A 22,855-nucleotide genomic window follows, 5' to 3' on the forward strand; every position below is an offset into this window, starting at 1 on the left:
CCGATTATGTTATAATGCATTCAAATGTCCGGAAGGCGGGAATTCGAAAATTATGGCGTTGAACGTGCATCAACTCCACACCTTTTACGCGGTGGCCGAGAGGGGGAGCTTTTCCGCCGCCGCACAGACGCTGCACATGACGCAGCCCGCGGTGACGATGCAGATTCAGGCGCTCGAGGAGCGGTTCGGGGCCAAGCTGTTCCGAAGGTCCGCCAAGAAGCTCGAACTGACCGATGCGGGACGCGCCCTGCTGCCCCAAGCGCGCAAGGCGATGGAGCTGATGCGGGAGACGGACGAGGTCATGGCCGTCCACGCCGAACAGCTCAAGGGCCGGCTTAAGTTCGCCGCCAGCCTGACGATCGGCGAATACGTGCTGCCGCGCCTGCTCGCGCCTTTTTTGAAAAAGTACCCGGATCTGTCGCTAAGCATGCGCATCATCAACACGTCCGAGATTATCGAGGAGATCGAAAATCACGGGCTCGCCTTCGGATTGGTCGAGGGGCGCGCGGAAGGGCCTGGATTGATCGCCGAACCGGTCATGAACGACGAGCTCGTGCTCGTCGTGCCCGCGGGGCACCCGTTCGCCGCCCGTAGCGAGGTCGAGCTCGAAGAAGTGCTGAAGGAGCCGATGGTGCTGCGGGAGACGGGATCGGGCACGCGGCAGGTCATGGAGGAGGAGCTCCTCCGGCACGGCGCGCAGCCTTCGGACCTGCGGGTCGTGAGCGACTTCGGGAGCACGGGCGCCGTGAAGTCGGCCGTCGAGGCCGGCCTGGGGCTGTCCTTCGTCTCGGTATGGACGATCCGGCACGAGGCCGCGCTCTCGCTGCTCGCGCCGGTGAAGATCCGGGGCGTATCGTTCCGAAGGCAGTTTTACGCGGTTCGCCAGCAATCGTCGGACCTGCCGATCGCAGGCGCGTCGCTGCTAGATTACTTAAGGGGGATTCAAGCTTGAAGAGAGCGGACCTGCATACGCATACGACCGCGTCGGACGGTCTTCACAAGCCGTCCGAAAACGTCCGCATGGCGGCGGGGGCGGGCCTCTCCGCCATCGGCATCACCGATCACGATACGGTGGCCGGACTGGACGAAGCCAGGCAAGCCGCAAAAACGTACGGCATCGAGGTCGTGCCCGGCGTCGAGATCAGCACGGCGCAGGACGGCCAGGACATCCACATTCTCGGTTATTTCGCGGACGACCGAGATCCGGTATTCCTGGCGCGGCTCGCTTCACAGCGGCGCGTGCGCGATTCGCGCAACGAGCTGATCGTGGCGAAGTTGAACGAGCTGGGCGTGAGCCTCTCCTGGGAGACGGTGCTCGACGCGGCGGGACGGGACCGAGGACCGGACGAGACGGTCGGCCGGCCGCATATCGCCGAAGCGATGGTCAGGATCGGGGCGGTAGGCTCGGTGCAGGAGGCGTTCGACCGGTACCTGGCCGAGGGCAAGCCGGCCTATGTCCTGCCGCCGCGGATCGCGCCGGCCGAAGCGATCGCCTGGATTCACGAGGCCGGCGGGGCCGCCGTCATCGCCCATCCCGGGCTCTACGGCGCGGACGAAGCCGTCGAAGCGCTGCTGCGGGGCGGCGTCGCGGACGGCGTCGAGGCGTACCATTCGGACCATACGGCCGAAGACGAGCGTCGCTATGCGGCGATGGCGCAGCGGTACGGCGTCATCGCGACCGGCGGGTCGGATTTTCACGGCGAACGCAAGGGACGGGTGTATCACGGTCCGATCGGCTGGCGGTCGGCCGATGGGGACGTCGTGCGCGCGCTCAGAGAGCGGTCGAAGGATCGGCTGGCGGCGCGCCTGTCGGACTCGCCGGACGGCGGCGGTACTGCATCGGACTGACGCCGTAGTAGGCGCCAAAGTGACGCGTAAACGGATGGATCGAAGGATAGCCGAGCTTGTCCGCGACGGCGGTAATCGTGAGGTCGCTTTCGCGGAGCAGGATCGCCGCCCTGCGCATCCGCAGGCGGTGCTGGTAGGCTTTGGGCGTAAACCCCGTCTCCCGAAGGAACAGCTCGTGAAAATAGGTGCGGCTAAGACCGCACATCTCCCACCATTCGCCGACGCTCTCTCTCCGGCCGGGGTTGTGCTCGAGCCGCTCCAGCAGCTTCACGATCCGGTAGTCGCTCGGCCTCCGCGTATGGCGCGCGTTGAACCAATTCAGCATCCACGCATACATCATGCTGTTCAGAATCTCGCTGCGATAGTAGCGGGATTCTTCGTATACCCTGACGATCCGAAGCAGCTCCTCGTAGAGCTGCGGATCGTCCTGGAGCGACGATACGCCGGGGAGGGCGTCCAATTCCGCGCACGGACAGGCGACGGAGACGGCGCCTAGCCGGAAGGGCTCGGGCGCATAAATAAATATGCGGTTCAGCGATACCGGGTCCTTGGCGTCCCAAAGGTCGAAGTACAAATTAAAAGAGGAAAGCGGCCGCTCCGGCGAGATATGGAACGCGTGGGGCTGGCCTGGACGCAAGAAGACGAGCGCCCGCTTGTCCAGCGGATACCGTACGCCCTCGATCTCCATTTCCCCGCCGCCCTCCGGGAACAGATGCATCGCGTACACGCTGCATACCCGAAGCCCTTCATTCGCGCTTCCGTCATAGACGTACGGCATGAGATCGCCGAGATAAGGCGTCATGTCCGACAGGCTTTTCATATCGGAACCTCCTCCTAAACAAGAAAATGAGCGGACGAATCGTCAAATAAGTGGATGCGCTAACAAATACGAAACGCTCTTCTCATGGTACGATATCGATGACGATATGAAAAGCATTCGTGCGGATATGCGGACGATCGAACAAATAAGATCGCAACGGGACCGCCGGCGGAAGCGATAGAAACTTGAAGGGTGAATGGACGATGAGCGATACGAAGCTGTGGTACGACAAAGGCGCGGACGGTTGGAAGCAGGGACTGCCGCTCGGCAACGGACAAATGGGAGCCGTCATATACGGCGACGCAGCGCGCGAGGTCTGGAGCTTGACGGAAGTCACCTATTGGTCGGGCAAGGCGGAGGAAACGCCGTTCGCGCCGCGTGACAAAGCCGATCTGGAACAGCTGAAAAGCCACTTCTGGAACGGCGATTACGCGGCCGGCGAGGAGCGCGCCGCGGCGCTGCTGCAATCGGAAAAAGGAAACTTCGGCACGAATATGCCGATGTGCGATCTGATTCTGACGTTCACGGACGCAATCGGAGGGGGAGTGACGCGGGAACTCGATCTGGAGAACGCGCTGTACGGGTTCAAATGCGAGGATCGGACGGGCATCCGCCGCGAAGCGCTGGCGAGCCACGCGGACGGCGTGATCGCGGGGAGCCTTGCGAGCTCTAGATCGGGCGGCGTGTCTTTCACGCTCGCGCTGGAGGGCCGTACGGAGCGCTTCACTTCTACGGCGGATCCGGAATCGGGCGTCTTGTCCTTCGCCGGCAAGGCGACGGAGACGATGCATAGCGACGGCCAGTGCGGCGTACGGGCGGAGGGGCGCGTCCGCGTCGTCGCGCGCGGTGGACGGTTGACGGCGCGCGGGGGACGTCTGGTCGTCGAGGGAGCCGACGAGGCGTGGATCTACGTCGCCGCAAGCACGGATTACGACAGGGAAGGCGAGGCGTGGCGCACCGAATGCGCGACCGCGGTCGAACGGGCGGCAGCCAAAGGATACGCGAAGATACGCGAGGATCATATCGCCGACTATCGCGGTTTGTTCGGACGCGTGGATGCCTCCCTCGGAAACTCGTCGGAGAGCGGCGTACTGCCGACCGACGAGCGAATGAGCCGTTTGCGCGAAGGCGCGGACGATCCAGGCCTGTTCGCGTTGTTTTTCCAATACGGACGCTATCTGACGATCGCCGGCTCGCGGGCGGATTCGGCGCTGCCGCTTCACCTGCAAGGCATCTGGAACGACGGCGAGGCCAACCGCATGGCATGGAGCTGCGACTATCATCTCGACATCAACACGGAGATGAACTACTTCCCGACCGAAGCGGCGAACCTGGCCGACTGTCATCTGCCGCTCCTGCGCTACGTGGAGCGCCTGGCCGAAGCGGGACGCCGCACCGCACGCGACTTTTATGGCGCGCCGGGCTGGGTCGCGCACGTGTTTTCCAACGCTTGGGGCTTTACGGCGCCGGGCTGGCATTATTCTTGGGGGCTGAACGTGACGGGCGGGCTGTGGCTGGCGGAGCAGCTCCGCGTCCATTACGAATACGGGCTCGACGACGACTTCCTGCGGCGAAGCGCCTACCCGGTGCTTAAGGAGGCGGCGCTCTTCTACCTGGACTATATGAGCGTCCATCCGGAGAAGGGCTGGCTCGTGACCGGGCCTTCCAATTCGCCGGAGAACAGCTTCTATGCTGGGGCGGGCCGCGAGCGCAGCTACGCGTTGTCCATGGGCGCGACGCTTGACCAGGTGCTCGTGCGCGATCTGTTCGCGTTTTGTCTGGCCTCCGCGGAGCGGCTCGGCATCGACGAAGACTTCCAAGTCCGGCTGCGCAAGGCCGTCAGCCTGCTGCCGCCGCTGCAGATCGGCGCGGGCGGCCAGCTGCAGGAATGGCTGGAGGACTATGGCGAGGCGCAGCCGGACCACCGGCACGTGTCTCATCTGCACGCGCTTTTCCCCGGCGCCCAGGTAACCCCGCGCGACACGCCGGAGTTGGCCGAAGCGGCGAAGCGTACGCTCGCGAACCGGATGGACGCCGCCGAGCTCGAGGACGTGGAGTTCACGCTCGCGCTGTTCGCGGGCGGCTTCGCAAGGCTCGGCGACGGGGAGCTGGCGCTTCGCCAGCTATCCTATCTGGTCGGACGGCTATGCTTCGACAATCTGCTGACTTACTCCAAGGCCGGCATCGCGGGGGCGGAGAGCAATATTTTCGTCGCGGACGGCAACTTCGGCGGTACGGCCGCCTTCGCGGAAATGCTGATGCAAAGCCACGGGGGCGTCATCCACCTGCTGCCCGCCCTTCCGGCGAGCTGGCATACCGGCAGCATTCGGGGGCTGAGAGCACGCGGCAACGCCGAGGTCGATCTGGTCTGGTCCGACGGCGCGCTGACGAGCGCGACGATCCGGGCAGGCTCGGATCTGCAGGCGGTACTGCGTTACCGGGACCGCGAGACCGGCTTCACGCTGCGGGCCGGCGAAGCGATCGTCGTGGACGCCGAGCTCCGAGCTTAACCGAGGCAAAGCGAGCCGAATCATAGGACGCAAGGTTGCGACAACTACGGGACTGCCGATTACGGCGGACCGGTAGTTGTCTTTCGTGTATAATGGTGCTACTAGAAAAAGGGGGGTCGGGCGTTGCCGAAGCATTCGAGGATCTACCGGAACTTTCTGCTCTCCTATCTCGTCATCCTGATCCTGCCCAGCATCGCGGGTTATATGTCCTACCGGACCTCGATAGAGGTCACGCAGTCGATCTCGATCGAAAACGGCGTCACCCAGCTGCAGAACGCGCAGCAGCTGCTGGAGCGCAGAATGGCCGAGGTCGAGGGGTTCACCCGGCAGCTGGCGCTGAACCAGGATCTGTTCGTGCTCATGAACGAGAAAAAGAGCGACGGCGACGTCAATTTGTACAGCATCTGGAACGTGCTGCGAAGCGTCATGGTTTTCGGCCAGACCAACGACTTCCTGCGGAACTACTACATTTACTTGCGGAACTATAACGTCGTCCTGACGCCGGGATCCGCTTATTTCCGTCCCGAGCATTACTACGAGACCGCGCATTATCGCAATATGACGCTGGACGACTGGCGCAATACGATATTGAACAAGCCCCATAGCCGGGAAATTCTGCCGCTCAGCCCGTTCGAGGACGGCGACGGCCAGACGTCGGTCATTTCGTATATGCAATCGCTTCCATTGGATAGCTTCGGCGAGGTCTCCCCGGCTACCGTCGTCGTCATCATCGACGAGAAGACGATTCAGAGCCTGCTGACGGGACTGAAGGATCGGTACGGCGGCTGGACGTATATCAGCGACCGCGAAGGGAAGACGATCAGCCGGCAAGGCATCGCGGAGAAAGAGATTCTCGAGCTGAACGGGACGGACGGCTTGCGCGCGGACGAACAGAGCCAATTTTACGGCGACGACCTGGTCATCGCCATTCAGTCCGACAAGACGGGATGGACGTACCGTGCGGGCATCCCGCGGGCCGTGCTCATGGAAAACGCGAACCATATTAAATTCATCACGTGGACGGTGACGGCCGTCGCGCTGGTCGTCGGACTGCTGGCGGGCATCGTCTTGTCGTACCGGAACAGCGCCCCGATCAACCGGCTGCTCGGCGTTTTTCGCGACCAATTCGCCAAGGACCAGCCGCCGCTCGGCAACGCCTACGATTTCCTGCACGGCAACGTCGCCAATATGCTGACGAGCAACAAATGGCTGCAGAGCGAGCTCGATCGGCAGCTCCCGCTCGTGCAGGACGCCTATCTGAAGCGGCTGCTCTCCGGCGAATTCCAGACGCGCGACGAGGCCGAGGCCGCGGCGGACCAAGCGGGCCTTCGGTTCGGCTTCGCGTCCGGCGCCGTCGGCATTTTGCGCGTCGAAGGCTACGCCGGGCTGGACACGGTCGAGATTCTGAACGAATTGAACGCTGCGCGCCTGCTCGTCAAGCAAAACCTGCGCGAGCTATTCCCGGACCTGCAAATGACGGATATGGGCTCGGACCGGGTGGCGGCGCTGTTCGGCTTCCTGGCCGAGCAGCCGGAGGAAGCGGGGGAAAGCGAGATCGAGAGCCTGCTGCGTCCGCTCGCCGTCCGCTTGTTCGACGAGTACAAAATTTCCGTCACCGCCGCGTTCGGCGAAAGCTTTGGCACGGCGCTTGAGGTCAGCCGCTCGTGCGAGCAGGCGCGGGAGACGCTCGAGTACGCCGATTACGCCGTCCGCAAGGACATCTTGTGGCATCGGGACATCCGTTCCGAGAGCGCGACCTATTATTATCCGCTGGAGACGGAGCTTCGGCTCATCGGCACGATCAGAGCGGGCGAGCGGGAAGAGGCGCGCCGGATGGTGGAGGAGCTGCTCGCCCGCAATGCGGAGAGCCGGGAGCTCTCGCCGGATATGAAGCGGCAACTGATCGGGGAGTTAAAAGGAACGCTGCTCAAAGTGCTCGACCAGAAGACGTTCCAATCCGCCGAACCGTTCGAGTCGGTCAAAAACCGGACGCTTGCGATCCAGGAGACGGATTCGCTGGAGGCGGTCCGCGACGAGATCGGACAGATTACCGATACGCTGTGCGGCGTCGTGGCCGCGAAGAAAAACGATTTGCACCACAAGACGGTAGAGGAGATCAAGAAATACATCGCGGAGAAGTATTCCGACGCCGAGCTCACGCTGTACAAGGTAGCCGAGCAGGTGGAGCGGCCGGAGAAGTACATCTCGCAGCTGTTCAAGGACGTCACCGGCACGAATCTGTCCGATTACCTGGAGAAAATCCGCATGGATCATGCGGCCGAGCTGCTGCGGGACCGGAGCGCGACGATCGACGAGATCGCGTACAGGGTCGGTTATAATAGCTCGCATTCGTTCCGCCGGGCGTTCAAGCGGGTGTCGGGCGTATCGCCGAGCGCGTACAGACAGTCTTTTGATTGAAAATATGCCTAAACGACCGTCAGGGGGAATCCTCTGACGGTTTTTTTGCGCTGCGTGCATCATGGCGAGACGAAAATGGACCGAGTAGCCGGACCGTAAAGCCGCTATTTGCGGGAAGAGGGGCGAATTTCGGATCGTTGCGGACTTTGGATCCGCTATTTTCAATTTTTAAGGCATGCAGACGGGCTTCGAACGGGAATAACGGATGCTGAGTCCGCTTGCAGGTTCAAAGGCGTCTGCAGAGCAAAATAACGGCACTGGTGTCCGAAACGAAGGAAATCCGAGTTGCAGCCGCAAGAACGCCGCTTTAACGCCGCCCGAACCGACCGTACCGTTATCCCGATGGCCCGTCCCCGCGTCAGATCAGGGAAAATGGGCCGTTCCAAGGCGAATCGGCTCCTCGAAATCGGGTTTATGGTACCTCGAAATACCGATTTGTACCTTCCGAACGGCGATTTGGTTGCGCTATCATCGGACCTGTAGAAAGCGCTGCCAAGCAAAATTGGCGCTAGGGAACGATAGGAGGGGATCGTCAACGATGGATGGAGAAATCGCATGGGAAGGCAACGCGCAGCCGCAGCCGATCCGCAAGCGGGTGAAAAGGAGCCGGACGCTCGAAGCCAGGAAAAGCTTCAAGAAACATTGGCAGCTGTACCTGGTCGTCCTGCCGCCGCTTTTATTCTTTTTAATTTTTAAGTACTACCCGATGGCGAACGCCGTGCTCGCGTTCAAAGATTACAACGTCATCAAGGGAATCTGGGGCAGTCCCTGGGTGGGTTTTCGGAACTTCAAGCTCTTCTTCGATAACCCGATCTTCTGGGATCTGATCCGCAATACGATCCTGCTGAGCGGCTACCTGCTGCTGGCGGGCTTCCCGATTCCGATCCTGCTCGCGCTCATGCTGAACGAGATCCGCAGCGGCCGCTTCAAGCGCATCGTGCAGCTCGTGACGTTCGCGCCTTACTTTATCTCGACGGTCGTCATGGTGTCGATCATCATGCTGTTCCTTGCGCCGAGACTCGGCTTCGCCAATGTCGCCCTGAACCATCTGGGCTTCGATTCGATCAACTTCCTCGGCGAGCCCGGCATGTTCCGCTCCATCTACGTCTGGTCTGACATCTGGCAGACGGCCGGCTACTCCGCGGTCATCTATCTGGCGGCGCTGGCGGGCATCGATCCGACGCTTTACGAGGCGGCCAAGGTGGACGGCGCATCCCGTTTCCAAAAGATCGTTCATGTCGATCTGCCGGGCATTCTGCCCACGATCGTCGTCATCTTGATCCTCAACGTCGGCAACGTGATGGCGATCGGCTTCGAGAAGGTATACCTGCTGCAAAATCCGCTGAACCAATCGACTTCGGAAATTATCGCGACTTACGTTTACAGCATCGGCCTGCTGAACGCCAACTACAGCTTCGCTACGGCGGTCGGCCTGTTCAACTCGGTCATTAATCTGGTGCTGCTGCTCCTGGTCAACGGCATCGCCAAGCGCCTGACGAATAGCAGCATCTGGTAGAAAGGAGATTCGAACATGCAAGCACAAGCCGCAACCAAACGAACGGCGATCCGCGAATCGGCCGGCGACCGTCTGTTCATGGCCGTCGTCTATACGATTCTCACGATCGTCCTGATCGCCGTCCTGTATCCGCTCATTTATATTCTCAGCAGCTCGATCAGCAGCCCCGCCGCCGTCACGTCGGGACGCGTCTTCCTGTGGCCGGTGGATATCTCCTTCAAGGGCTTCGAGACGCTTTTCAACACGCCCGCCATATTGACGGGATACGGCAATTCGATCTTCTACACGGCCGCGGGAACGCTGATCAGCGTCGCGCTGACGGTGATGATCGCCTACCCGCTGTCCCGCAAAACGTTTTTCGGACGCAACGCCATCATGATGATCGTCACCTTCACGATGATTTTCAGCGGCGGCCTGATCCCGACCTACATGGTCGTCAAGTCGCTTCATCTGATCGATACCCGGTGGGCGCTGCTTATCCCGAACGCGATCTGGGTGTGGCAGGTCATCATCGCCCGCACGTTTTTCCAAGCTTCGATACCCGATGAACTCGCCGAGGCCGCCGAGATCGACGGCTGCAGCGACTTGCGCTTCATGCGCAGCGTCGTCATCCCGCTCTCCAAGCCGATTCTCGCCGTGCTGGTGCTTATGTACGCCGTCGGCCAGTGGAATGCTTACTTCGACGCGCTGATTTACTTGAAGTCCGCCAATCTGTTCCCGCTTCAACTCGTCCTGCGAAGCATCATCATCCAGAACAACAGCTCCGGCATGATGGACGCGATGAAGATGGTCGAGCGGCAGCAGCTGTCAGAGCTGCTCAAGTATTCGCTTATCGTCGTAGCGACGCTGCCTGTGCTCATCATCTATCCGTTCGTGCAGCGCTATTTCGTTCAGGGCATGCTGGTCGGTTCCGTGAAGGGATAACAAGGGACCGCGGCGAATGTGAGAGGGGGGATGCGTATGTAGCACGCTGCCGCAAACTTAGCATGCAACTATCCAAGAAAAGGGAGCGACCCACTTGAAAAAGAGAATCGTAAGTCTGCTGGCGATCGTCATCGCCCTAAGCATGGCACTCGCGGCCTGCGCCAAAAACGACAATTCGTCCGCCTCTTCCGGCGGCGCCTCGTCTTCATCCGCAGCCGCATCCGGGAGCGCTTCGGCCTCCGCCGCACCGGTGCCGATCAAGGTGTTCTCGATCCAGGAGTCCAACATCGATCTGACGACAAACAAATTCTCCAAGTTTATCGAAGATAAATTCAACATCAAGTTCGACTGGCAGCTGAACCCGTCCGACGGCGCGAAGGAAAAACGCCAGATCTCGCTCGCGAGCGGCGACTACCCGGACGCTTATATCCTGCCTTCTTACATCGATCATTTCTCGCAAGCGGATTTGCTCAAGTACGGCAAGCAGGGCGTCATCGTCCCGCTGAACGACCTGATCGACCAATACGGTCCGAACATCAAGGCAGCGATGGAAGCCCATCCCGACCTGAAGCAGTACATCACGGCGCCGGACGGCAACATTTACGGCCTCGTGTCCTACACGCAGTGCTTCCACTGCTCGTATCCGAACAAGATGTGGGTCAACACCAAGTGGATGAAGCAGCTCGGCATCCAGCCGCCGAAGACGACCGAAGAGTTCAAGGCGATGCTCGAAGCGTTCAAGACGAAGGATCCGAACGGCAACGGCAAGCAAGACGAAGTGCCGCTGAGCGGTTCGATCGAAGACTTCGGCGTACGCGTCGTGCCTTATCTGATGAACGGCTTCGTCTATGACGACGACCGCAACTACCTGAACCTAAAGGACGGCAAGGTCGTGTCCGCCGCGATCACGCCGGAATGGAAGGAAGGCCTCGCCTACATCAAGTCGCTGTACGACGAGAAGCTGATCGACCCGGGCGCCTTCACGCAAAACGCCGAAGCGTTCAAGAAGATCGGCGAGAACGGCGACGCGCAAATTCTCGGCGCAGGCGCAGGCATGCACCCCGCCATCTTCGTCAACATCGACAAAGGCAACCGTTTCTCCGCAGACTACGACGCATTGCCTCCGCTGACCGGCCCGAACGGCTCGTTCGCGACGCATGATGGCGGCGGCGTCGATCCGGGCGCCAAGTTCGTCATCACGAACAAGGCCAGCAAGGAAGCGCAAGTCGCGCTGATCAAGATGGTCGACTATCTGTTCACGCCGGAAGGCCAGACGAACGGCGCATCCGGCATGGAAGGCATCGATTGGGAGAAGCCGGGTCCGGACGACGTGGCTCTGGACGAGAGCGTCAAGGCGCAGTTCAAGCCGATCCCGGCAACCGAAGGCGAAGCGCCTCGCAATGCAGGCTGGAGCGGCGTCGCTCACTTCTACCAACCGAAGGAATACCGCGACAGCTTCGTCTCCGCTACGGACATCTACGATTCGGCCGGCTACGAGCGCAGACTGTACCAAGCGACCCTCGAGTATCAAGGCCACGAGCCGAAGGAACTGTTCCCGCTCTGGTCGCTGTGGATCGATCCGTCGTTGACCGACGAAGCCAGCATTCTGCAGACCAACCTCAAGAACTACATTGAGCGCAGCGAGCTTCAATTCATCACTGGCAACCTCGATCTGAACAAGGACTGGGACAGCTACGTCAAGGGCCTGAAGGACCTGAAACTGGACCGTTACCTGGAAATCCTGCAGCAAGCGTACGACAAGGCCGCGAAGTAAGCACGAACCGGCCGGCATAGGAACGCGCAGCACAGGCCTTCTGGCCGCAAAGCCGGAAGGCCTGGCTCGTCATGCCCGAAAAAGGAATCCGAGGGGAGGCGGGCTAGTGAAACCGCGTAAGCCATACATCAAACATGCAATGGAGGACACCGCTTGAACGTCATGGAACGGGCAGCCGCCCACGGCATCCGGTACGATCGTCCGGCCGCGACGTTCTTCGAAGGCGCGCTGCTCGGCAACGGCAAGCTCGGCGCCGTCGTCACGACCCGGCCGGATGCGGTCGTCATCCATTTCGGCCATAACAACGTTTGGGACATCCGGATCGCGGAAAACAACAAGGAAAAGCTCGGTAACTTCGAGAGCCTGTTCGCGCGGCTTAAAGAGATTCCCGCGCATTACGGCTCGCTCTCCGAGGAGCCGTGGTATCGCGAGTACGTGGAAATGGCGGCCGAAAATTACGCCAAGCCGTATCCGCGCCCGATGCCCTGCGGCTCGCTGCTGCTCGGCTTCGACCGGCGGCGGGTCGAGGTGCTCGGCCACACGCTGCGCATACACGACGGCATGTGCGAGATCGATTTGCTCGCGGACGGCAAGCAAGTACAGCTTTTGACGTTCGTCGAGCAAGATGCGGACGCGCTGCGACTGGCGCTCAGGACGGATGGCGGATCGGACGTACCGATCGTGTTCAACCGCGTCAAGCTGATCGCCGATCCGGAGACGCCGCAAGAGCTGCCTGCGCCGAAGCCCTATATCGATGCGTCGCGGGGGCTGATGGCCTTTCGCCAGCGTCTGCCCGCCGCAGCGGGCGATGGGACGGACGATGCCGGACAGGCAAACGACCGCGCCTTCCGCCTGACGGCGACGTTCGAACCGGCGTCCGTCCTGCAGGCAGGCGTTTCCTCCTGGGAAGGGCTGCTGAATCCGGTGCCGACGGAGCAAAGGTTCGAGGTGCGCGTCACGCTTGACGAGGGTCCTGACGCAGACGTGCCGGAGCTGGAAGCGTCGCAACAGGACGGCAAAGCCGGATTTGCAAGCGCATTCGCGCAGTCGGCGGACTGCTGGTCGCGCTATTGGTCGCGCTCCGGCGTGGCGCTCGGCGACGCTTTTCTCGAGCGGGTCTGGTACCGCAATTTATACTTTTTCAACTGTGCCGTCTCGCCGGACGCGATCTGTCCGGGCTTGTTCGCCAACTGGAGCTACGGCAAGATCGGCTCCGAATGGCATGGAGATTACCACATGAACTACAATACGCAGCAGCCGTTCTGGCTTGCCTTTTCGAGCAACCATGTCGACAAGCATCTTGCCTACGTGGACATGGTCGAACGGATCGGACCGATCAGCCGCAAATGGGCGCGCGAGTATTACGGCCTGCGGGGCGCTTATTACCCGCACTCCGCATACCCGGTCGAGATGACTATGATGCCTTATCCCGTCCCGCACTGGGGCTGGGAAATTTGCGAGACGCCATGGACCGTGCAGAGCCTATGGTGGCATTACCTGTATACGATGGATCTCGAATTTCTCGGCGGACGCGCGTTCGGCCCGATCCGCGACGCCGTGCTGTTCATGGTCGACTACATGAAAAGGCCGGACGCGCGGGGCGAAGCTTGGGGCGACGACCGCTATCACGTTTATCCGACCGTCGCGCCGGAGCTGTACGAGCTGACGCCGGGCTTCAAGCTGAACCGGGATTGCATCGTCGACCTGACGCTGACGAAGTTCTTGTTCCGCGCTTTCGGGCAAGCTTGCGCGGCGCTCGGGCGGACGGAAGAAGAGGCGGAGCTGCTCGCGGAGGTCGAGGAGGTGCTGACGCATTTCCCGGACTATCCGACCGCCCGATCGGCGCGGGAGACCGTGTTCGTCTCGGTGCCGGGCGAGGACCCTGAGGTCGTGTACAACGTGCCGAACGGCATCGCTACGGTGTTCCCGGGCGAGGACCACGGCTTGCATTCGCCGCCGGACGATTATGCGACCGCGGCGAACAGCTACCTCAACCATCGCAACGAGGGCGGCAACGATTTGGTGTTTTACGCGATGGCCGGCGCTCGCCTGGGCATGCTCGATCTCGAACGGTTCAAACGTCAGATCGATTACTGCCTGCTGCCGAACGGTACCTGCACCGACAAACTGCTCGAGGCGGGCGGCCGCTATTCCGATACGACGCCGTTCGATTATATGGGGCAAATGGGCATTTGGATCGAAAACTTCGCGCTGCCGGCGGTCATCAACGAGTGTCTGCTGCAGAGCTACAACGGCGTATTGCGGCTGTTCCCCAACTGGCCCAAGCACCTGCCGGCTTCGTTCTCCACGCTGCGGGCGGCGGGCGGCTTTCTCGTAAGCGCTTCCTTTGAAAACGGCCAAGTACGATGGGTCGAGATTTTCAGCGAGGCCGGCGCTCCCCTTCAAGTCTGCAATCCATGGTCGGGCGATGCGACCGTTCTGCGAGACGACGCTGAGGAAAGGGCGTCCGGCGCGCTGCTGGCGTTCGATGCGCCGGCTGGAACGTCGATTCGGCTGACGCCGGTTAAAGATGGATTCTATCAATTAATAAGGAGCTGATTGATTTGCATCGAATCCTTAAGACAAAAAGCCTCGTCCTGCTGCTCGTCGTCGCGCTCTTCGCGCAGCTCGGTCTCGTCGCGCCGGGCGCCGAACGGGCGGCGGCTGCCGACAAAGAGCTGGCGCAGAAACCTTACATGGGCTGGAGCAGCTACAGCATGCAGGTGTACGACGGTCCGTCCGGCGGCTGGACATCGGCTGCCAAGATCAAGCAAATGTCCGATGCGATGCACGAAAAGCTGCAATCGCACGGTTATAACTATATCAATATCGATGCCGGCTGGAACGGCGGCATGGACGAATACGCCCGCCCGATTCCGAGCGAGACGCTGTATCCGGACGGCTTTCAGAGCGTCATCGACTACGTCCACGCCAACGGGCAGAAAATCGGGATTTATCTGATCCCGGGCTTGTCCCCTGCCGCATATGAAGCCAACCTGCCGATTTACGGCACGGAGAGCTGCCATATTCGGGACATCACGAAGGAGCCTGTCCAAACCGCGGACTATTGGAAAATCGGCTACAAAATCGATTTCAACAAGAGCCCCCTTTGCGCGCAGGCCTATATCGATTCGATCGCGGATCTGATCGGCTCCTGGGGCATCGACTTCGTCAAGTTCGACAGCGTGACGCCGGGCTCCGGCCACAACGATACGTCGATCGACGCGCGCGACGACGTGGCGGCCTGGTCCAAGGCGCTGGCCCGTCATAACATCTGGTTCGAGCTGTCCTGGGCGCTCGACCATAACTATGCCGACGTGTGGAAAAAGTACGCCAACGGCTGGCGCGTCGACTGGGACGTCGAGTCCTACGATCCGAAGGTCGGCCTGACGCAGTGGGCGAACATCGCCCGGCTGTTCCCGGACGCCGCGATCTGGTGGCGAGACGCGGGTCCGCGCACCGGCTGGAACGACTTCGACTCCTTGAACGTCGGCAACGGCGCGATGGACGGCCTGACCAAGGACGAGCGCCAAACGGCGATGACCTTCTGGGCCGTATCGGCTGCGCCGCTCTACACGGGCAACGATCTGACGCGCCTCGACAGCTACGGCCTCCAGCTGCTGACGAACGACGAGGTGATCGCCATCGATCAAGCGGGCCGCCCGGCGCACCCCGTATCGACCGCGACCAGCCAGCAAGTCTGGTACGCGAACAACGGCGACGGCACGTATAATGTCGCGGTGTTCAACCTCGGCACGAAAGCTGAATCGATCACGGTCAATTGGAGCGATATCGGACTGGACGGTCCGGCGTCGGTCCGCGATCTGTGGAGCCATAGCGAACTCGGGACGTTCGAGAAGGGCTATACGGCGGAAAGCGTCGATCCGCATGCCTCGCGCCTGTTCAAGGTGACCGCGAAGAGCGGCACGTCGTTCGTAAACGACGACGATACGGGCTTCATCTATGACGGCGCCTGGACGCGCAACGGCGGCAAGGAAGTGTCCGCCGAATCGCAGGATCTGACGGTGAACGTCGGCAGCGCAGCGCCGGGCCTCGCGGCAGGCGCAACCATTTCGGTAGATGGATCGGAGACGCTCGAGGCTGCGAATGGCGGCAATCAGGTGAATGGGTTGCTCGCTACTCCGGCGGATCATTATATCGTCGTCAACGACGATGACGCGGATATTCATTACACCGGCGTCTGGAACGACAGCAACAATCGAGGCGTCGGCGACTACCTGGATGACGCTCATTGGACGCAAGGAAACGGCAATTATTTCGAATATGCGTTCAAAGGCACGGGTATCGACTATATAACCGAAAAAGAAGGCGATCAGGGCAACGTCGACGTCTATCTAGACGATGCGCTGCAAGGCACGGCGGATACGGATAGCGACTCGGGCCGATCGGTACAGCAGACCGTCTACTCGATTGATGGGCTTGACGGCAAGACCCATACGCTGAAAGGCGTAAAACAGTCCGGCGGCTACGCGCTGCTTGACGCGCTGAAGGTGCATGTCGAGCATCTCATCGACCCGGCGGCAGCCGCGTTCGACTCGGATCAACCGGCCGACGTCCAGGCCGCGCTGAAGGTGGACGCCCGCTATCTGAAAGGCGTGACGCTGAACGGCAGCGCGCTCGCAAGTCCTGCGGACTACACAGTAGCAAGCGGTACGGTCACGGTGAAAAAGGACGCCTTCGCGGGACTCGCTGCCGGCGATGCGACGCTCGCCTTCTCCTTCGCGGGCGGCGATTCGGAGACCAAGACGGTCACGATCAGCGGACAGAGCAGCGCGATCAACCCGAAGGCGGCTTCCTTCGACAAGAAGCCTGCGAACCAAGCCGACGTGTCCACGACGCTGACGCTGAACGGCAACACGCTTGTCGGCATCGCGAACGGCGATAACGCGTTGACGGCGGGCGCGGATTATACCGTCGCGGGTAACACGGTCACCGTCAAGAAATCGTACCTGGCCGGTCTGCCCGTCGGCACGGCGCAGCTGGCGTTCTCGTTCAGCGGCGGCGCGCCGCAGACGCTGGCGATCAACGTGACCGATACTTCGGGCCTTCGGTACGTGCTCGTGAACAACAGCGATGCGGGCATCGCCTACAGCGGCTCCTGGAACAATAACGGCGGCCGTCCGTACGGCGATTATCAGGGCGACGTGCAATTTACGGAAAATAACGGCGATTCGTTCACGTATGTCTTCTCGGGTACGGGGATCGGCATCGTCACGGAAAAAGACAATTCCCAAGGCGATATGGAAGTGTACCTGGACGGACAGCTCGTCTCGACGGCCGACACGCGCAGCACGGTTCGCCAGGGCTTCCAGACCGTGTACAGCGTCTCCGGTCTGCCGAACGGCCAGCATACGCTGAAGGGCGTCAAGAAAAACGGCCAATTCATGCTGCTGGACGCGCTACGGATCGAAAAGCCGAGCCTGCTCGGCGAGGAAGCGATCGGTTTCGATCCGGCGCAGCCGGCGGACGCGACGGTTACCTTGCTCCGCGACAGCGGCAGCCTGGTCGACGTCAAGAACGGAACCAAAACGCTGTCGGCAGGCACGGATTATACCGTGACCGGCAATACGGTGACGATTCGCTCCGCCTATCTGGCATCCCTGCCGGCCGGCGCGACGACGCTCACGTTCGGCTTTAAAGGCGATGCGTTCAGCGATATCCACTATACGACAGCGGACGGCGACGCCTACAGTTACACGTTTAAAGGGACGGGGTTCGCACTGACCATGCCGACCGGTCCGTCGCAAGGAGATTTCGAAGTTTACGTGGACGGGGAATCGAAAGGAACGGGCAGCGCCATGAGCGCCTCGCTCAAGCTGCAGCAAAACGTTTTCCATCTCGACGGCTTGACGAACGGCATGCATACGGTGAAGGTCGTGAAAACATCGGGCGACCTGCTGCTCGCCGACGGCCTTGCATATACGGTGGCTGGCGCGGACGCGGTGCCGCAGACGCCGTCAGGCCCCGTCTCTCAGACGCCTGCGCCTGAAAAGGTTCAAGGCAGCGTAGAAGGCGCGTCCGGCAGCGGCGCGGTCTCCGTAGACGTCAGCCGTACGACGCTTAGCGACGGCACCAAGCGGGACGAATTGTCCTTCTCGGGCACGTCGGTTAAAGATGCGATCGCCAAGCAGGCTGCGGCCGGCGCAAAATCGATTACGCTTGCCATTCCCGATGCTAAGGACGCAGTGTCCGAGACGAAAGTGACGATCGCGGCAGAGATCGCCAAGCTGCTCGCGGACGGCAAGCAGGACTTGAAATTATCGGTCGGCGGTACCGCTATCGTCATCCCGGCAGCATCGTTTAGCGCTGCCGGCGCGGATCTCGTCTTTACGATCAAGCCGCTGAAGAGCGAGGCGGACCGGTCGGCCGCGCAAAGCCGCGCGAACGCGTCGAGCGTCGTCAAGGCCGCTTACGGCAAAGAGGCGGCCGTCATCGGACGCCCGCTGACGATCGATACGAATTTGCAAGGCCATGACGTCGACGTCGTGCTGCCGCTCGGCGAAGCCGTCGGCGCCGGCGCGAATCAACTGGGCGTCTACGTCGAGCACAGCGACGGTTCGACCGAGCTGAAGCGCGGCGAGATCGTCGATCTGGGCACCGGCAAAGGCTTGAAAATTACGGTGAACAAGTTCAGCACCTTCACGCTGCTGAAGCTGGGCGATCAGCCGGCGACGTCCCGCAAAGCTTATATTCAAGGCTTTGCGGACGGTACCTTCAGACCCGGCGCCGCGCTGACGCGGGCGCAAATCGCGACGATCGTCGCGAGGCTCGGCGCAGACTCGAGCGGCACATCCGACGGGCAGTCCAAGTCCTATAAGGACGTAGCCGCAAGCCACTGGGCCGCGGCGGACATCGCTGCCGTCGGCAAGCTCGGACTCATGAACGGCTACGCGGACGGCACGTTCCGTCCGGATCAGCCGGTCACGCGCGCCGAGATGGCGGCACTGGCCGTGAAGCTCGCGCAGCCTTCCGGCACGCCGGGCGCCGGATTCGGCGACACGGCCGGCAGCTGGGCCGAAGCGGCGATCAAGCAAGCGCAGGGCGCAGGCTGGATCGGCGGTTACGGGGACGGCTCGTTCCGTCCCGGGCAGGCGCTGACGCGCGCAGAAGCGGTGACGATGCTGAACCGCGTGCTGGGCCGCGAGCCTGCGCAAGCGGGCGGCGTCTCCAAGTGGTCCGACGTGCCCGCCGGGCACTGGGCGCTGGCCGATCTGCTCGAAGCGTCGGCTGATTGACCGATCCGATGGCGAACTGACAAAAGACGGGCTCTTCCAATATGGAAGAGCCCGGTTTTTTTTTAGGAGGAACGAATTCATTAGAATTGTCCGAGTAAAGCTTAGAATCGTCATCGTTGACTTCGGTCCGGGCATGGCGAACAATAAAACGGTGGAACGATAGGTGCGTTGCCGTCCATACAGCCAGATCCCTGCGAGGAGGAGCAGACTTGTACAAAGTGTTGATCGTGGAGGATGAACCGGCCATTCGCATCGGCCTGGCGCGTCATTCGATCTGGAGCGAGCTCGGCTGCGGGCAGGTGCTCGACGCCGACGACGGTACCGGCGCCCTCGAGCTGGCGGCAAGCGATCCGGATATCCGGCTAGTCGTCACGGACATCCGGATGAAAAAGATGTCCGGCCTGACGCTTATCGCGCAGCTGTACGATACGTTGGATTTTAAGGGCAAAGTCATCGTTCTGAGCGGTTACGACGATTTCCAATATGCGCGCGCGGCGATGGCTTACGGCGTCGTCGATTACTTGCTGAAACCGGTCGATATGGCCGAGCTGGCTTCGGCCGCGGCCCGAACGCTGGACAGGCTGGCGCGGGAGGATCGGCAGCACGAGCGTCTGCGCGTCATGGACAGTGCCCTGCCGAAGCTGCAGGAGGAGCTGCTGCAGCGGCTCACGGAAGGACCGTCCGGCGCCGAGACTGCATCCGCGCTTCGACGGGAATTGGAGTCCCGCGGCTTGTCGTGGCTGGCGTCCGAGAGGTTGTCCTTGCTGGTGCTCGAAGCGGACAATTTACGAGTCCCGCATCCGCCGCAGGTCGGAGCGGCCGATCCTGACCTGGCTTTTTTCGCCGTCGGCAACGTGGCGGAGTTTTCGTTATACGAATACGGGTCCCGCATCGGGCCGTACGCGAAGTTCCGCTCTTCGCGGCATGACCGGTGGATCGTTATTTTCGGAGAGTCGCCGGGTACGGCGGATGCCGGCCGGGGATGGCTCGACGAGCTGGAGCGCTTGCTTGGAGAGCGAATGCGAACCTACGTGAAGATCGGGGTCACCGTCGCCGCGATCGCCGGAGCGGCCGGCATGCCGGCAGACGAACTGTACAGAGCCGCGATAGACAAGCTCAATCGGATCCGTCTGTACGGCTCGGCGGACGAAGAAGAAGCGCAGGGCGAGGGCGGCTACCGCGAGGTCGACGCCTTGTCCGGGGCGCAGCCGCTCGTCGACCTGCTGCGATACGGACAAGCCGCCGACGTGACCGAGGCTATGTCCCATTTTCCGCTGCTCGTCAGGGAATGGGATCCCGGCAGCGTCCGCGAGCTTCACCGGCGGTCGTTCGATTGGCTGCTCGAGCTGTTCGAGACCGCGCGCAAGGCCGGCTGGAAAGAGGATTATTGGCGGCGCGATCCGATCCTGCTGTGGGAGCGCATCCAGGCTTACGATACGGTCGAGGCGCTGCAGGCGTTTATCGAGGCGCAGCTGCTTCAGGTGCACGGGACGCTGCGCGAGGCGCCGAGGAGCCAGGTGCTGCAGCAGGCCGAACGGTACATTCGCGAACATTTCACCGAGCCGCTGACCGTTCAGGCGATCGCGGAGCGAGTGTACGTTACGCCCGAATGGCTCAGCACCCTGTTCAAGAAAAATCACGATTGCACCGTGCTCGATTACGTTACCCGCCTTCGCATGGAGAAGGCGAAGGAGCTGCTTAACGACGTCGGCTTGAAGATCTACCAGATCGGCGGAATGGTCGGCTATAGGGACAGCGTCTACTTTTCAAGGCTGTTCCGCAGGCTGACCGGCGCGACGCCGAAGGAGTACCGCAATCAGAGGGGCTTACCGGCCGATGAGTAAACCGATCCGCTTGACGCGGCTGTCGATGCGGTATCGGGTTCTGTTCGTTTTTTTCGTCCTGATCGTCGTGCCGTTTCTGCTCGTCGGGTATATCGCGCTGTCCAAGTCGGAGAAGACGATACGGCAAACGAACTTGGACGCCGTCGTGCTCACCGGTAAAAACCTGAATTCTTTTTTCCACTACGTCCAAAACGAGCAGGACAAGCTGATGGCTTCGGACGAGCTGCAGGCGCTCATGTCACGGGGCGTCCGGCAGGGGACGGACGAGATCGCGTTCGCAAACGAGCTGCTTTCGTATATCGACAGCGTCAATTATTCGAATCAATTGTTCAATATTCGCGTCCTGCCGCTGGATCCGGCCGCCATGCCTACTTTTATGCATTCCGCTTACGGCGCGCAGGACGTGGCTTCGCAAGGGTGGTATCGCAGCATTGTGCAAGAAGGACGCGCTTTTTGGAAGGTATTCGCGCCCGCGGAGCTACCCGGAGCGGCGCTGGAACCGACGCTAAGCGATATCAAGCGTCTGCACAGCCTGAAGTCATTCGCGCCGCTCGGCGTCGTCGTCATGGACATTCGGCCTTCCATGCTGTCCAGCTTCATCGATCCGATCAAGCAGTTTCCCAATCAACGGATATGGCTGCTGACCAAGGACGACCGGATCGTATACGCGACGGACGGCCGTTACGGCGATCTGCCGCCGGACGCCGCCATGCTCGGAACGCTCTCGCCTCCGAAAGCTTCAGCGACCTTGAAATTCGACGGGCAGCCGTCCCTCGTCAACGCCGCGTCGCTGCTTGAGAACGAGCTGAAACTGGTGAGCGTCACGCCGCTTACGGATCTGGACAATCCCGTCTCGGTGCTGAGCCGGCTGAATTTCACCTTTTTGCTGTTTTACTTTGCGTTGTCTATCACGCTGGCGGGCTACATCACCGTGAAATACACGAATCCGATCACCGCGCTCGTCCGGGAAATGAGGGAGATCGTTCGTCACAGCTTCAGCGAGACGGCCGTATCCGAATCGCGACTCGCCGACAGGCGCGACGAGATCGGCTGGCTGTACAGGGGCATGTACAACATGATCCGGGAGATCCAGCATCTGCTTAAGGAGACGAAGGAGTCCGAGAAGCGCAAAAAGCAGCTTCAGTTCGAAGTGCTGAATTATCAGATCAATCCTCACTTTCTGTACAACACGCTCGACACGATTCGCTGGAAAGCGGAGGAGAAGCAGGCAAGCGAGATCGGAGAGATCGCGAGCTCCCTCGCCTCGTTGTTCAGATTGACGCTGAACCGCGGCAAGGAGATCACGACGGTTCGCCGGGAGCTTGCGCTGCTCCAGGCGTATCTGAACATTGAGCAGGCGCGCCAGGACAGGCCGGTCCCCGTTATCTTCCGAATCGACGACGCCTTGCTGGAGCTGCCGCTCATGCGCCTTATTTTGCAGCCGCTCGTGGAGAATGCGATCCGGCACGGCATTGCGGACAAAGGCGAGGAAGGCATGATCGTCGTCCAGGGCGGGCTGGAAGACGGCCGGATCGAGTTCAGGATCGCCGACAACGGCCCGGGCATCCCGGAGGACATCCGCAGTACGCTGCTCGAGCCGTCGGCGGCGGCGAAGCGGGACCGGGAGGGCGGATTGGGCCTCATCAACGTCCATGAACGGCTGCGCCATTATTTCGGCGAGCCGTTCGGCCTGCAGGCGATCAGCGAACCGGGAAGAGGTACGACCATCGTGCTGATCCACCCCGTGCTGCCCGACGGGCGGACCGAGCTGGACGAGTAAGAGACAGCCATTCAAGCCCCTCCGGCCCTTGCGGGCAGGAGGGGTATTTTGCAGACCGCGCATGTCTGCCGGACCGCGCCAGGCGCACCGCGCGATAAACGGCTTAGTCCTGTATCAGTAAACCTTATTCCCGTCACATGTCAGCATGCGGGCGCTCGGTGCTAT

12 protein-coding genes are annotated in these 22,855 nt (G+C 61.3%); 11 read left to right on the forward strand and 1 reads right to left on the reverse strand.

Annotated elements, in window-relative coordinates; all coding sequences use genetic code 11:
• Window positions 1–52 precede the first annotated feature (52 nt).
• Window positions 53–952: a LysR family transcriptional regulator gene (locus BM235_RS16970; protein WP_090115389.1), complete on the forward strand. Its 900-nt coding sequence runs from the start codon at window positions 53–55 to the stop codon at window positions 950–952.
• Window positions 949–1,848 (forward strand): PHP domain-containing protein, encoded by a 900-nt coding sequence (locus tag BM235_RS16975; protein WP_090115390.1) that lies wholly within the window; start codon window positions 949–951, stop codon window positions 1,846–1,848. Before BM235_RS16970 ends, BM235_RS16975 begins: the two co-directional genes overlap by 4 nt.
• Here BM235_RS16975 and BM235_RS16980 read toward each other — a convergent pair.
• Entirely contained in the window at window positions 1,772–2,668 is an 897-nt protein-coding gene (locus BM235_RS16980; RefSeq protein WP_090115391.1) for a helix-turn-helix transcriptional regulator, read from the reverse strand. The genes BM235_RS16975 and BM235_RS16980 overlap by 77 nt on opposite strands.
• 203 nt (window positions 2,669–2,871) lie before the next feature.
• On the opposite strand from BM235_RS16980, the gene BM235_RS16985 reads away from it, so the two are divergent.
• The 9 genes from BM235_RS16985 (at window position 2,872) to BM235_RS17025 (ending at window position 22,690) form a co-directional block, all read left to right on the forward strand.
• Window positions 2,872–5,178: a glycoside hydrolase family 95 protein gene (locus BM235_RS16985; RefSeq protein WP_090115392.1), complete on the forward strand. Its 2,307-nt coding sequence runs from the start codon at window positions 2,872–2,874 to the stop codon at window positions 5,176–5,178.
• A gap of 123 nt (window positions 5,179–5,301) precedes the next feature.
• Window positions 5,302–7,596 carry an AraC family transcriptional regulator gene (locus BM235_RS16990; RefSeq protein ID WP_090115393.1) on the forward strand — a complete coding sequence of 765 codons (2,295 nt, stop codon included), beginning with the start codon at window positions 5,302–5,304 and terminating at the stop codon, window positions 7,594–7,596.
• A 538-nt stretch (window positions 7,597–8,134) separates the two neighbouring features.
• Entirely contained in the window at window positions 8,135–9,112 is a 978-nt protein-coding gene (locus tag BM235_RS16995) for an ABC transporter permease (protein ID WP_090115394.1), read from the forward strand.
• A gap of 15 nt (window positions 9,113–9,127) precedes the next feature.
• The gene (locus tag BM235_RS17000) at window positions 9,128–10,036 is read left to right on the forward strand and encodes a carbohydrate ABC transporter permease (RefSeq protein ID WP_090115395.1); all 909 of its coding nucleotides are present in this window, start codon (window positions 9,128–9,130) and stop codon (window positions 10,034–10,036) included.
• 94 nt (window positions 10,037–10,130) lie between these two features.
• Window positions 10,131–11,810, forward strand: a complete 1,680-nt coding sequence (locus BM235_RS17005) for an extracellular solute-binding protein (RefSeq protein WP_369803520.1) — start codon at window positions 10,131–10,133, stop codon at window positions 11,808–11,810.
• Window positions 11,811–11,972: 162 nt separating this feature from the next.
• A complete protein-coding gene (locus tag BM235_RS17010; RefSeq protein WP_255374436.1) occupies window positions 11,973–14,369 on the forward strand; it encodes a glycosyl hydrolase family 95 catalytic domain-containing protein in 2,397 nt (798 codons plus the stop codon).
• Between the two features lie 5 nt (window positions 14,370–14,374).
• On the forward strand, window positions 14,375–19,066 hold the full coding sequence (locus BM235_RS17015; protein ID WP_090115397.1) for a X2-like carbohydrate binding domain-containing protein: 4,692 nt from the start codon (window positions 14,375–14,377) through the stop codon (window positions 19,064–19,066).
• Window positions 19,067–19,284: 218 nt separating this feature from the next.
• Window positions 19,285–20,910: a response regulator gene (locus BM235_RS17020; protein ID WP_255374437.1), complete on the forward strand. Its 1,626-nt coding sequence runs from the start codon at window positions 19,285–19,287 to the stop codon at window positions 20,908–20,910.
• The gene (locus BM235_RS17025) at window positions 20,903–22,690 is read left to right on the forward strand and encodes a cache domain-containing sensor histidine kinase (protein ID WP_090115399.1); all 1,788 of its coding nucleotides are present in this window, start codon (window positions 20,903–20,905) and stop codon (window positions 22,688–22,690) included. Before BM235_RS17020 ends, BM235_RS17025 begins: the two co-directional genes overlap by 8 nt.
• Window positions 22,691–22,855 lie beyond the last annotated feature (165 nt).

Source organism: Cohnella sp. OV330 (assembly GCF_900112065.1).
GTDB lineage: Bacteria > Bacillota > Bacilli > Paenibacillales > Paenibacillaceae > Cohnella.

Coding starts and splice junctions, on each gene's coding strand:
- BM235_RS16970 (WP_090115389.1), top strand. CDS start 53: ATGGCGTTGAACGTGCATCAACTCCACACCTTTTACGCGGTGGCCGAG.
- BM235_RS16980 (WP_090115391.1), bottom strand. CDS start 2,668: ATGAAAAGCCTGTCGGACATGACGCCTTATCTCGGCGATCTCATGCCG.
- BM235_RS16985 (WP_090115392.1), top strand. CDS start 2,872: ATGAGCGATACGAAGCTGTGGTACGACAAAGGCGCGGACGGTTGGAAG.
- BM235_RS16995 (WP_090115394.1), top strand. CDS start 8,135: ATGGATGGAGAAATCGCATGGGAAGGCAACGCGCAGCCGCAGCCGATC.
- BM235_RS17000 (WP_090115395.1), top strand. CDS start 9,128: ATGCAAGCACAAGCCGCAACCAAACGAACGGCGATCCGCGAATCGGCC.
- BM235_RS17010 (WP_255374436.1), top strand. CDS start 11,973: ATGGAACGGGCAGCCGCCCACGGCATCCGGTACGATCGTCCGGCCGCG.
- BM235_RS17025 (WP_090115399.1), top strand. CDS start 20,903: ATGAGTAAACCGATCCGCTTGACGCGGCTGTCGATGCGGTATCGGGTT.